The 12,284-nt window shown below is 62.0% G+C and carries 11 protein-coding genes and 1 pseudogene; 5 read left to right on the plus strand and 7 right to left on the minus strand.

Annotation, left to right across the window (positions count from 1 at the left end):
• The first annotated feature begins 319 nt into the window (after positions 1 to 319).
• A complete protein-coding gene (locus tag ABIN98_RS00055; protein ID WP_346906282.1) occupies positions 320 to 1,063 on the plus strand; it encodes an NTP transferase domain-containing protein in 744 nt (247 codons plus the stop codon).
• Here ABIN98_RS00055 and ABIN98_RS00060 read toward each other — a convergent pair.
• A pseudogene (locus tag ABIN98_RS00060) lies at positions 1,053 to 2,052 on the minus strand (TerC family protein). The gene ABIN98_RS00055 and the pseudogene ABIN98_RS00060 sit on opposite strands and share 11 nt — an antisense overlap.
• A 799-nt stretch (positions 2,053 to 2,851) precedes the next feature.
• Between ABIN98_RS00060 and ABIN98_RS00065 the strand changes: the two are divergent.
• The 3 genes from ABIN98_RS00065 to ABIN98_RS00075 all read left to right on the plus strand — a co-directional run bounded on the left by ABIN98_RS00065 (position 2,852) and on the right by ABIN98_RS00075 (position 5,697).
• On the plus strand, positions 2,852 to 4,492 hold the full coding sequence (locus tag ABIN98_RS00065; RefSeq protein ID WP_346906284.1) for an FAD/NAD(P)-binding protein: 1,641 nt from the start codon (positions 2,852 to 2,854) through the stop codon (positions 4,490 to 4,492).
• 243 nt (positions 4,493 to 4,735) lie between these two features.
• Positions 4,736 to 4,873, plus strand: a complete 138-nt coding sequence (locus ABIN98_RS00070; protein WP_346906286.1) for a hypothetical protein — start codon at positions 4,736 to 4,738, stop codon at positions 4,871 to 4,873.
• 191 nt (positions 4,874 to 5,064) lie between these two features.
• Positions 5,065 to 5,697, plus strand: coding sequence for a TetR/AcrR family transcriptional regulator (locus tag ABIN98_RS00075; protein ID WP_346906288.1), 633 nt, complete (start codon positions 5,065 to 5,067; stop codon positions 5,695 to 5,697).
• 4 nt (positions 5,698 to 5,701) lie between these two features.
• On the opposite strand, the gene ABIN98_RS00080 is transcribed toward ABIN98_RS00075, so the two are convergent.
• Genes ABIN98_RS00080 through dctP form a run of 3 tightly spaced genes read right to left on the minus strand, consistent with a single transcriptional unit; the run spans position 5,702 to position 8,571 of the window.
• Positions 5,702 to 7,006 (minus strand): TRAP transporter large permease, encoded by a 1,305-nt coding sequence (locus ABIN98_RS00080; protein ID WP_346906290.1) that lies wholly within the window; start codon positions 7,004 to 7,006, stop codon positions 5,702 to 5,704.
• Between the two features lie 3 nt (positions 7,007 to 7,009).
• Positions 7,010 to 7,567 (minus strand): TRAP transporter small permease, encoded by a 558-nt coding sequence (locus tag ABIN98_RS00085; protein ID WP_346906292.1) that lies wholly within the window; start codon positions 7,565 to 7,567, stop codon positions 7,010 to 7,012.
• The gene (dctP, locus tag ABIN98_RS00090) at positions 7,564 to 8,571 is read right to left on the minus strand and encodes a TRAP transporter substrate-binding protein DctP (protein WP_346906294.1); all 1,008 of its coding nucleotides are present in this window, start codon (positions 8,569 to 8,571) and stop codon (positions 7,564 to 7,566) included. The genes ABIN98_RS00085 and dctP overlap by 4 nt, the downstream gene beginning before the upstream one ends.
• Positions 8,572 to 8,744: 173 nt before the next feature.
• Here dctP and ABIN98_RS00095 point away from each other — a divergent pair, with 173 nt between their 5' ends.
• Entirely contained in the window at positions 8,745 to 9,974 is a 1,230-nt protein-coding gene (locus tag ABIN98_RS00095; protein WP_346906296.1) for an amidase, read from the plus strand.
• Positions 9,975 to 10,028: 54 nt separating this feature from the next.
• Here ABIN98_RS00095 and ABIN98_RS00100 read toward each other — a convergent pair whose 3' ends face one another.
• From ABIN98_RS00100 to ABIN98_RS00110, 3 genes are all read right to left on the minus strand, one after another.
• Positions 10,029 to 10,502 carry a RidA family protein gene (locus tag ABIN98_RS00100; RefSeq protein ID WP_346906298.1) on the minus strand — a complete coding sequence of 158 codons (474 nt, stop codon included), beginning with the start codon at positions 10,500 to 10,502 and terminating at the stop codon, positions 10,029 to 10,031.
• 185 nt (positions 10,503 to 10,687) lie between these two features.
• Positions 10,688 to 11,452, minus strand: a complete 765-nt coding sequence (locus tag ABIN98_RS00105; RefSeq protein ID WP_346906300.1) for an ABC transporter permease — start codon at positions 11,450 to 11,452, stop codon at positions 10,688 to 10,690.
• Entirely contained in the window at positions 11,452 to 12,249 is a 798-nt protein-coding gene (locus tag ABIN98_RS00110) for an ABC transporter ATP-binding protein (RefSeq protein WP_394701387.1), read from the minus strand. Before ABIN98_RS00110 ends, ABIN98_RS00105 begins: the two co-directional genes overlap by 1 nt.
• Between the last annotated feature and the right edge of the window lie 35 nt (positions 12,250 to 12,284).

The raw sequence follows: 12,284 nt of genomic DNA on the forward strand, positions 1-12,284 counted from the left end.
CCATGCCCTGGCCGACAAGAAACTCAACCTGCCGAAGCTTCGTAACATTCTTTTCGTCTTGTGGTGCTTGTTTCCCAAACTTGATCCCCGTTTTCCGAAACATAACGGCGGAACACTTCACTGGGGTAGGATCAAATCGACGCTCGCCGCATCTGCGGTGGAGCAGCCCTGTCCGCATTGGCTGGCGCATCGTTCCACATCGATTGTGCGGTATTTCCCTTGATTGCAGTCATGTCCGCCTCGACACTCTTGGCGCTTGCCGCAGCGATCCATGTCGCTATTGTCGATCGACGTGAAGGTATTTTAGTGACGCAACCAAATGTCTGAGCACATTGCGGCAATCGTCCTTGCGGGCGGGCTTTCGACTTGCATGGGTCAGGACAAGGCGGAGATGACAATCTACGGGCGACGGCCTGCGCTGCCGACCGACAAGCTCATTGGCAACGGGCGCAAGCTTGCGCATCTGACCGCCGACAAGCTCTATGGGCAGGGCTGCGATCCGGTTATGATCAACTCTGCCAACCCTGCGCTGTCCCATAATGAATATGCCCTCGTTCCCGATACGATTTCGGGTTTCGAGGGGCCGCCAAAGGGACCACTGGCCGGCATTCTGGCGGGCCTCTTGTGGGTTCGCAAATATCACCCGAACCACCGTCAGCTGCTGAGTGTTCCAACCGACGCTCCCTTTTACCCGGATGATCTGCCCGGCCAGGCTGGCCGCTTGCGCGCACTCACCGGACGTCGTTGCCATGGCGAGTTACAACGGAAAGCCGGAGCCGCCTTTGCGCTTTGGCCGGTTTCACTCACAGAGAAACTCAGCAAATTCCTGGGGACGAGTGACCGGCTTTCCATTCTCGCTTTCGCAGAGGAACAGGACCTGATGTTGGTCGATTTTAGCGATCATCCCGCTTCGAGCTTCTCAACATCAACACGCCAGAGGATTTCAGCACGGCAGAAATGCTGCTCGCGGGAAGACGTTAGGGGCTCACAACAATCCCTGGGACCGGGCTGGACCTCTCGCCTGACTGTCCTCGCTTATAGGTTCGTCCTGTTCACGGTGTGATTTTTGCCGGCGCAGGGGACAGTTTTCTGCGGGTCTGCCACAGCGACAGACCGATGCCCCCGATCAGGAGAACCGCCGTCACCCCCAGGGAAAAGAACGGCGGGGACCTTCTCGATCCCCAGAAGCTCTGCGCCGATCACCTTGGCGCCGATGAAGACCAGCACAAGCGAGACCGCCGTTTTCAGATGGATGAAGCGGTGCATCATGGCAGACAGCGCGAAGTAGAGCGCGCGCAAGCCGAGGATCGCGAAGATGTTGGATGTGTAGACGATATAGGGATCGGTCGTGACGGCGAAGATTGCGGGAATGGAGTCCACGGCAAAGATCACGTCGGCCAGTTCGACCATGACGAGCGCGAGAAAGAGCGGTGTAACGAACAGCACCGATTTCCCGCCAAGTCCGGCAGGCTGGCGGACGAAGAAGCTTTCGCCCCGCAGGTCGTCGGTCACCCGGAACCGCCGCCGCATGAAACGCAGAACCGGATTGTGCGCCACATCATATTCGGCGTCTCCGTCCCGAAGCATCTTGATGCCGGTAAAGATCAGGAAGGCCGCGAAGACCAGCAGGACCCACTCGAAGCGTTCGACCACCGCCGCGCCGACCCCGATCATGATGCCGCGCAGGATGATGACCCCGAGGATGCCGAAGACAAGCACCCGGTGCTGATAGGGCCGCGGCACCCCGAAATAGGCGAAGATCATGGCGATGACGAAGATGTTGTCCATCGCCAGGCTCTTCTCGACCACGAAGCCGGTGAGATAGAGAAGTGCGGCCCGTTCTCCCATGAACTGCCAGATCCAGACGGAAAAAAGCAGGCCGATGGAGATGTAAAAGGCGGACAGGCGCAGGCTTTCGCCGACGCCGATCTCATGGCATTTGCGGTGCAGGACACCGAGGTCGAAGACAAGCAAAACGGCGACGAGAACAAGAAACAGGCCCCAGCTCCAGGCCGGTTTGCCCAGGAAGTCGATGAACAGGACGTCCACGATGTAACTCCGAAAGGATCAGCCCGCAGAGGCGGTCCGCGACGGCGTCCGGATATTGGAACGGCGCAGGATCGGAACTCGGGCGATGATCAATGTGGGAAGCCCCAACCGCGCCGCAAGCTCTCCCAAAAAATATTTATTGCCGATCCCGTTGGCGTTTCGGTCTGCGGGGCATGTTTTAAAGAGGCCTGCCACGCACCCTACAAGGCCGCCCGCTTGCGCCTATCCTGCTCCTCCTCGGGGACCGGCGGAAACGCAATACAGCGAAAGCCACCTTCGAACACGCCGTCCCAACCTACTGGTGTCCGGTTTAACGGCGTACGGTTTGAATTTATGATTTATCCTCTTGTTTTCCTCTCCCCCCTTGAGGGGGAGATGTCTCCGTCAGGAGACAGAGGGGGGTGTAAGCCTCTCGAAGAATTCGGCTTTTCAGAAAATGCGGCACCGTTTCACCCCCCTCTGTCGGCTCGCGCCGACATCTCCCCCTCAAGGGGGGAGACCGGAGTGGAGGCAACTGTTTTTCGTGTCCACTTCAACTCGGAGCAGGAAAACCTTCGATATGTCAAACGCTTGACGAAAGACTTCGTAAGTAGACAGGACAGCAGCACTCCCGTCCCCGACATGACAGGTTCCGCCGGAACCAATCCCCTTTGACCGCGTTTAAGGACTAACACCGGCGTCCGGTCTCTGTTGCGTTGCCTCATCCGGTGACGCATCGACGCGTCTGCAACGTTTGGACCGAAACCGGATTGACGGAAACAACAAGCCCGATCGACGGGGCCGGGATTGAAAGCCTTTTTGAATGAAGACAGCGAAAGCCGCACACCGCATTGCACTTATCGGAATGGGGCCCCGCGGGCTGGGCGCCCTCGAAGCCCTGGCTGAGCGGATCGAGGATGCCGGGCTTACGCTTGATCTTGACATTTTCGATCCGGTCGCACACGCCGGCGCAGGGCCCAATTTCGATCCGGATCAAAGCGAGTTCTGTCTGCTCAACCTTCCCGTTCGCGAGATCTCGCTGGCGCCGGCGACCTATACCGGCGCGCGGACCGGCACATTCGCCGACTTTCTGTCGCCCCCCGCCGATCCCGATACCTTCCCGTCCCGGGCTCAGCTCGGCCGCTATCTGGCCGCCCGCTATGAAGACCTGACCCACAACGCGCTGTCCATGAGCCTGACGCGGCACAAGGTGGCAGTCGACGGGATCAGCCGCGGTACGGACGGCTGGCGGATCGCGGCTGGTGGCGATCGATACGGGCCTTATGAAGAGGTGCTGCTCACACAGGGCCAGCCGGCCACGGCGCCGGACGATCAACTGGAACGCTGGCAATCCCATGCGCGCGCCTGCAAAGGCGATCTGATGGCCGCCTATCCGGCAAACGCATTGCTGAAGGCGGCCGGGGACTGGACGGGTCGCACCGTCGCCATCCGAGGCCTGGGCCTTTCGACGCTCGACGTCCTGCGCCTGTTGACCCTCGGTCTGGGCGGCCGCTTCGCTGACGGGCGTTATCGCCCCTCGGGCCGGGAACCGGCGCGCATCCTGCCGTTTTCGCTGAACGGCCACGCCCCCTTTCCCAAGCCGGCGACCGCGTCTCTCGACGGGATGTTCGATCCGCTACCGGACGAGACATGCACCTTCGCGGCAGCGCTCGAAAAGGCACTCTCTGCGGAACCGGAGAAAGCGCTGGAGATCGTCTGCGAGGCGCTTCTCGTACCCACTGCGCGAATTCTGGCCGCGACGGGCAGTCCTGCCGATATCAGCGAAGTCCAGACATGGCTGGCGACCGAACGGGAGGATCCTGGAGCGCAGGAAACCCAATCGCCGAAGGAGGCCCTGCGCGCCGGTATCGAGATAGCGGACGGTATCCGTCGCCCCTCGCCGGGCTATGTGATCGGCCAGCTCTGGCGCAAATGGCAGAATGCCCTCCGGCGCGGCTTCAATCCGGCCGAGATCGAGGCGAAGACCCGATCGGCGGTAATCCACTTCGACGAGGGGCTGAAGCGCTATTCCTATGGCCCTCCGATCGCCTCGGCAAAGGAGCTTCTCATGCTGATTACGGCCGGCATGGTCGACCTGCGCGCGGCCGACGATCCGGACATCTTCCTGACCCCGGACGGTTGGCGGCTGAGCGCGGACGAGGCGGAGGTGTCGGCCTCTGTGATGATCGACGCGGTGATGCCGCCGCCCGCGCTGGACCAATCGACGGACCCGGTGATCACCGACTTGATGGACCAGGGACGCCTGGTTGCCGTCGCCGACGGGTTCGGCGGGCAAACCAGGGCCGATGGACAACTTCTGGACAGTCAGGGAAACCTCCAGCGCGGGCTGAGCCTGTTGGGCCGGATGTCTCTCGGCAGCGTCATCGCGGTGGATTCCATTCATGACTGCATGGGAGCCGCAGCCGGACGATGGGCGGAGGGTGTCGTCGCCAGGCTTCGCTGAAAGGGGCTCCAGACAGTAGGCAACAGCACGGATTTTCTGTTCGCGGCCCGGAACGTGCGAACGACCATACGCCCTCCTCACCCGGCACTCCGCTCTGCCCAGCCGGCGAAGATCTTTTCCAGGATCACCACCAGGTAGTAGAGGACGTTACCGAGAAAGCCGAGGGCGATGAGGACGACGAACATCAGCGGGTTGCCCGCGTTGGGTCTTGCCGGTGTCGAACAGTGCGCCTAGGCCACGGCCGTGGGGGCTGACGACCTCCACAAGGTTGGTGCCGATGAAGGCGTGCGTGAACGCGACCTTCAGGGCGCCGAAGAACTCAGGCAACGTCTTCGGCAGCGGGACCTTCCAGAAGATCTGCGCCTGGGAAGCGCCGAGTGATCTACAAATGAGCAGCGGGAAGGCCCATCGTTTCCACGCGCCCTGCCAGTTCTGCCTAAAAGCGTGATTTTATTGTGCCAAAGGCTTGCGATTGTTCGCCCTTTTTGTCCTAGTCTCTCGACGAACTGTCCGAGCACGTCGTCACGTCCGTTTCCCTCCGGAAACGCGGCGCCAGAAGGGAGTGGGCGAGAATGGCCGAAAAACGTGATGCCGAGCGCACGAGAAACCGTCTCCTGGAGGTGGCGACGCGGGAGTTCGCATTACATGGCTATGAGGGCGCGCGCGTGACACGCGTTGTTCGCGCCGCCCGGGTCACAGCGCGCATGCTCTACCACTATTTTGGCGACAAGGAAGGCCTGTACGTCGCCGTGCTCGATAGTGTCTATGCCCAGATCCGCGATGGCGAGCGCGAACTGTTCCTGAGTTCAGGCGACGCGTCCGAAGCCCTTGAACGCTTCGTGACCTTCACCTTCGACTTCTTTCAGGAAAACGACATTTTCGTTCGGCTGACACAGGGCGAAAACCTGATGGCGGGACGCCACATCAAGCAATCGCGCATGATCCAGGACATGTCGAAGCCCCTGATCACCACGCTCGATGCGCTGATCGCGCGTGGTGTCGCCGAAGGGACCTTCCGTGAGCATGTCGATGCCATGCAGCTCTATGTTTCGATCGTCGCGATCAGCGCACATCACATCAACAACATGCATACGCTGTCGGCCGTCTTCGGCTTCGACCTGAGTGCCGAAGACTGGATACGCGCCCGGCGCGCCCATGCTGTCAGCATGGTTCTGCGCTATGTCGGTGCCAAGGAACGGGACTGATCCCCTAGAGAAGGGACGGCAACCAGGTTGCGAGGCCCGGAATAAGCCCCACGGCAAGCATCCCGAGCAGGAACAGGCCGACGAACGGCCATGTCGCATCGAACAGCTCGTCCATTGTCACACCATGCGCCGCCCCCTTGAAGGCGAACATGGCATAGCCGAACGGTGGCGTGATGCCGCCGACGGTGACATTGAGCAGCATCAGCAGCCAGAACCAGAGCGGATCGAAATTCAGGGTCTCGACCAGCGGCTGGTAAATCGGAATGATCACCAGCATCACCGCAACCTGATCGACGAAAAGGCAGAAACCGAAGACCAGACCGAGCAGGACGATACACATCAACCAGGGGCTCAGGCCGAGATTCGATACCGCCGATGTCAGGGCACCCGAGGCGCCGCTCATGGCCAGGAGCTGCGAGAAAAGGGTCGAAGACGCCATGATCACGAGGATCATCGACGTGATCAGCACGGCGGCCCGCAGAGCATCCAGAAGCATCCCGACGCTGAGCCGGCGAAAGATGGCCGCAGTCAGCATGGCGCCGACGACACCTGTCGCCGCACTTTCGGACGGGGTCGCAACGCCGCCCAGGATCAGTCCCATGATCGCCCCCACGACGATCAAGAACGGCAGGCACGACGCCAGCGCGCGCCAGGCCGAACCGTCTGCCTCCGCCGGTTCATCGGTTTCGGACGGCGCAAGCGATGGCTTCAGCGTCACGCGCACCAGCGTGTATCCGATAAAGAGTGCCGCCAGCACGAGACCCGGTACCACGCCCGCAATCAGCAGCTTGGCCACCGACACGTTGGCCAGGGTTGCGATGATGATCACGAGAACGCTTGGCGGGATGACCGGAGCGAGGCTCGCGCCGCCAAGAATCATGCCGATCGAGAGCTTTCGGTCGTAACCGCGGGCCACCATGCCGGGAAAGATCGTGCGGGCCATCATTGCCGAAACGGCCATGTTCGAGCCGGACAAGGCGCCGAAAATGGCGGACAACACGCCTGCGAGCACGAACTGGCGGCCCATGACACGCCCGATGATGCGATCCATCGCCTTGAACAGAACATCGGTGGCGCCGGACCTGAACAGGATCTCCCCCATCAGGACGAACAGCGCGATGGCAGTCAGCGTGCCCGTCGTCGCGGTCGTGAACATGGAATTTGCCACAAGGCCGAAACCCCGCGGCCCGATGAGCATGACGACACCCGCGACATTCATAACGAGAAAGGCGAGAAAAACAGGCACGCCGGCCAGAAACAGGGTGATCAGGATAAGGGCGGCAGCGGTGAGGAAAACGGCGGCGTCCATGATTCAAGCTTCCGATGTCAAAACTTTATGGCTCTCCTTGTCGGGCTGCGTCGCCCGTAGGAAATGGAGCCCGGAAAAGGCGAAGCCGTAGATCATCCACACCGACACCCACCATTTTGGCACAGGCAGAGCCGACATGATGCGCACGCCGCGTTCGACCTGGCGCAGCGTCTCGGCGCAAACGACATAGGTCAGGAAGGCACAGACGAGCAGGCCGACGACGGCGATGGCGCGCGCGGCAATCCGGCCGTGCGCCGGCGACAGCTTCTCTATGACGACCGTCACTGCAACATGGCTCCCGTCCCGCGTGACCTGCGGCATGGCCAAAAAGGTGACGACCAGCAGGAGATAGGAGACCAGGCCTGCCGACCATTGGGTCGGCGCATTGAAGAAATAGCGGGCGACGACTTCATAGCAGTAGGCGAAGACGATCCCGGCCAGACCCGCCATCGCCAGCTTCACGCCGAGGCCGGTGATCCGGTCGTGCAGCGCCGCCAATGCGGCAACGGCGGACCCGATCGGGGTCCGCCGAGACCTGGCAATTTTGCCGGGACGTTTCATTTCGTCAGATCGGCTTTGAGCGCGAGTTCCTTGAGCGATGCGCTTGCAACACCGCAGCAGTTATCCGCCAGGCCCCAGATCGTGTCGTAGAAGGCCTTCTGGACTTCGGCTGCCTTTTCCGGCGACAGCGTCTCGATTTTCACTCCGAGCGCGTCGAGCTTGGCATCCTCGGCTGCCTGGATGTGATTTCCGATCCAGGGCATTTCGAGTTCCGTGATCCGGCCGGCTTCCAGAAGCACGGATTGCTCTTCCTTGGACAGACCGTTCCAGACATCGAGATTGACGAAGACCGGTTGCGTGGCCGCGCCGAAAGTCGGGCGGAGCCGGTACTTGGCAACTTCATAATGTTTCATGCTGAGCATGCCAGCGGCTGGCCATCCGGCACCGTCCACGATGCCCGTTTGCAGGGCCGAGTAGATCTCGGAACCGGGCAGAACGACGGGTTCGGCGCCCAGAGCCTTGATCGGCCCGAAATAGGTCGGCGTTCCGCGGACCTTACGACCGGCAAGGTCGCCTTCAGGGCTGAGCGGCTCCTTGGTGAACAGGTGGTAGCCCTCCATGCTCACCGACATCATGGCAACGAGCTTCAGGTTGTGTTGAGCCTGATAGAAATTGTCGATGGCATCCCACACCCCGCTTTCGCGACGGGCGACCGGGTCGACGTCGATGGCATCGACCGCCAGAGCCAGTCCGCCATCGCCGGCGTGAAAGACCGGGTGTGTATAGAGCACAGCAAACGCACCGCTCGACACGGGTTCGAGCTGCTCGAAAATCGGCACGGTTTCCGGCCCGGAAACCTTGAAGGTCACGGTATCGCCGCCGACCATCTCGACGTTCTTCATATAGCGATCAAGCACCGCATAGGTCGGTGTCTGGGTGGAGTCGAAGCTGGACAGCAGCGAGAGCTCTGCGGCGTTGGCGCAGGCAGTCGCCAGCATGAGGCCGGCGGCCAGTGCCGCACCGCGAATGGCACCGGTTCTGGAAGGTCGAAATTGCAGTCGCATTGTGAAATCCCCTTGATTGGACGCGTGTTCGGTCGTCTCGCCGCCGGCAACATGCATAATAATTAGGCATTTTCGCCCATGCTCAGCGATGCAGCAAGTAAAAAACTTTTTATTTAAGATTGCAAGGCCTAAAGTAAATCTGCTAGGTCGACCTGAGCAAGGAGGGCTTCTGCGTGGTCACGATAGAAAGTGCCGTGAAAAAATCGGAAAAATGGCGTCAGGCCCATGCCGACTGGGAGCCGCGCCTCGGTGCCGTGCTGGACGTCGATGACAATGAGGTTCGGGCCCTCGACCTCGACCGTGGCCCCCTGTCCGGCCTGGCCGTCGGTGTAAAGGACGTCATCGACGTGGCGGGCATGCCGACCCGGAACGGCAGTAAAACGGGCAGCAGCGCAGCCCCCGCCGCTGAGGATGCCGATGTTGTCGCGGCGTTGCGGCGGGCGGGCGCATCGGTCGTGTGCAAGACGGCAACGACGGAGTTCGCCTTTATCGATCCGACCGGGACGAAAAACCCTTTCAATCCGGAACGCACGCCCGGCGGATCGAGCAGCGGATCGGGTGCCGCGGTCGGCGCCGGCCTTCTCGACATTGCCGTCGGCACGCAAACGGCCGGCTCCCTGTGCCGGCCGGCCTCCTATTGCGGTTGCGTCGGTTTCAAACCGACCTTCGGCACCCTCTCGACCAGAGGAATGACGCCCCTTTCACCGGCGTTCGACACCATCGGCTTCATTGCCCGGACGACTGAATTGGCCGACAGGGCCTTCGCCGCCTGTGGCGGCGCGCCCGGCACCGACGTCGACCTGTCGACGCTCAGGATCGGACTGCCCCCCATCGACCGGAATGCATCCATGGAGCGCAGCGCCGTCGATGCCCTTCACGGTGCCGCTGAAGCACTCCGAAAGAGCGGAGCAGCCGTGGAACCGACCATGGCCGAACTCCCGTTTGCCGACGTCATCGCCGATCACCGAACCGTCATGCTGCATGAAGCATCGAGAGCGCATGGCGCCTTGCTGGAGAGCGGCAAATTGCAGCCGCTCTTTGCCCGCGGACTTGAAGAAGGATTATCGATTTCGGAGGATTCGGCCAACGCAGCCTTTCATCGGCTGCAAAGTGCGGCACAGGCGTTCTGGCAGGATGTCGCGGGCTTCGACCTGCTCATCACCCCTCCCGTCCCCGGCCCAGCTCCGATGCGCGCCGAAGGCACTGGATATCAACACCTGCTCACCCCCTGGACCGTGCTCGGGGGACCTTTGCTGTGCCTGCCCTGGGGCACCGATGACGCCGGGCTGCCGCTATCGATCATGCTGGCCGCTCCGCCGCAGAAGGACGCAAACGTTCTGGGAGCAGGCGATGCGCTCTCCCGCCTCGCGCCCGTGACCCCGAAGCCAGCGCCTCAGGCTTAAAGCGACCTGGCCTGAAACGCACTGGGCCTGAAACGCACTGGACCCGAACCCCGCTTAAGCGGGCTTCAGCGCCACCATGGCATCCACTTCGACAGCCGCATTACCCGGAAGTCCGCAAACGCCGACCGCCGTACGCGCGTGCACGCCGCTGTCACCGAACACATCCACGAACACATCGGTCGCGCCGTCTATGACGAAAGGCGAGCGGTCGAAGCCGGATACGCAATTCACGAAGCCCCCGAGGCGCAAGATGCCGGACACACGATCGAGATCGCCATCGCACGCCAGTTTCAGGCAGTAAAGCAAGTTCAGGGCGCAGACCCGCGCCTCCTCGCGTGCGCGCTCGGCGCTGACCTCATCGCTTCCGACCGGCCCCGCCAGTGTCACCCGACCTTCCCACTCGCAGATCTGACCTGAAAGGACGACGAGATTGCCGTCCCTGCGAAAGGGTGCGAACCGCCCGCGAGGCGTCCAGGGCGGCGGCAATACCAGCCCGAGCTGCTCCATTCTCTCGTCGATGACACCCATTCTTGTCTCCTATTGATGCGTGTTGACGACGGATCTCGTACGGGTCCGATCGGCGCCTGCGGCGAGGCTGGTGAGATGCCTTTCGTCAGGAACCAGGCCAGATCGAATCCCAACGCGCCCCGCAATGTCGCGCCATATTGGTAAATTATTTTTTACTTTGCAAGCCTACTGCTTCGGATACCCCCTCACCCAGCACTCCGCTCCGCCCAGCCGGCGAAGATCTTTTCCAGGATCACCACCAGGTAGTAGAGGACGATGCCGAGGAAGCCCAGGGCGATGAGGACGGCGAACATCAGAGGATAGTCCGCGTTGGTCTTGCCGTTGTCGAACAGCGCGCCCAGGCCGCGGCCGTGGGGGCTGACGATCTCCACCAGATTGGTGCCGATGAAGGCGAGCGTGACCGCGACCTTCAGGGCGCCGAAGAACTCAGGCAGCGTCTTCGGCAGCGCGATCTTCCAGAAGATCTGCGCCTGGGAGGCGCCGAGCGAGCGCAGGATGTCGCGGTATTCCGGCTCCAGAGTCGACAGGCCGATGGCGACGGAGACGGAGATCGGGAAGAAGGAAATCATGAAGGCGACAAGAATTGTGTTCAGATCGTGCTGGCCGATGAAGAGCAGCGCCACGATCGGCACGACGGTGGCCTTGGGAATCGCGTTGAAGGCGACCAGCAGCGGATAGAGCGCATCGCGCATGGTGCGCGAGAAGCCCATGATCATGCCGATCAGCGTGCCCGCCACGACGGCAAGCAAGAGCCCGGCGACGGTGCGCCAGAAGGTCTGCCAGCCCATCACCAGGAAGAGCTTCCAGTATTTCGCATAGGCCGGAACCAGGTCGGAGGGCGAGGCCATCTTGTAGTTCGGCCAGCCCTTGACATGGACGAGCAGCTCCCAAAGGGCGAGGAAGAGCGCCATGGCGAGCGTCGGCACGAGGATCTTGCGGGCGGTTTCCATCAGGCGGCCTCCTCGGTTCCGGGAAGCCTTCCTTGCGCGATTTCGATCTGGTGGCGAAGGATGGCGAGCATGTCCGCCGCCTCCGGGGTGTAGAGACGGTCCAGGTCCCGGGGGCCCTTGTCCGGCACCGGCAGTACGTATTGTGTCCGTGCAGGCCGGCCGGAGAGCACCACGACCTGATCGGCGAGGAAGATCGCCTCGCGCAGGTCATGGGTGATGAGGACGCCGGTGAAGGGCTCCTTCTCCTTCACCTTGTGCATGGTCTGCCACAGGTCTTCGCGGGTGAAGGCGTCGAGCGCGCCGAAGGGCTCGTCGAGGATCAGCACCTCGGGCTGGTGGACGAGCGCCCGGCAGAGGGAGGCGCGCTGGCGCATGCCGCCGGACAGTTCCGACGGGCGTTTGTCCTCGAAGCCCTCGAGGCCGACGAGGGAAAGCAGATAACGGGCGCGGTCTTCCTGGTCCTTCTTCGACAGGCTGGTCGGAACGATCTCGAGCGGCAGCATCACGTTCTTCAGGATCGTGCGCCATTCCAGCATGACCGGGTTCTGGAAAGCCATGCCGACGGTGGAGCGCGGTCCCATGACGCGCTCGGCATGAAGCATGACCAGCCCCTCATCCGGCTTCATCAGCCCGGAGATGAGGCGTGTCAGCGTGGACTTGCCGCAGCCGGACGGCCCGACGACGGCGGCAAAGCCACCCTCGTCGACGGATAGTTCCAGACCGTCGAGCACGGGCAGCGGCCCGACCTTGGTCTTGTAGGCGTGTTTCACGCCCTCGATCTTGATCATCGGATACATGTCCGGTCCCCGCCGCTCAGGTTCCCCAAATCGTT

Origin of the sequence: uncultured Roseibium sp. (genome assembly GCF_963675095.2) — a bacterium.
Lineage (GTDB): Bacteria > Pseudomonadota > Alphaproteobacteria > Rhizobiales > Stappiaceae > Roseibium.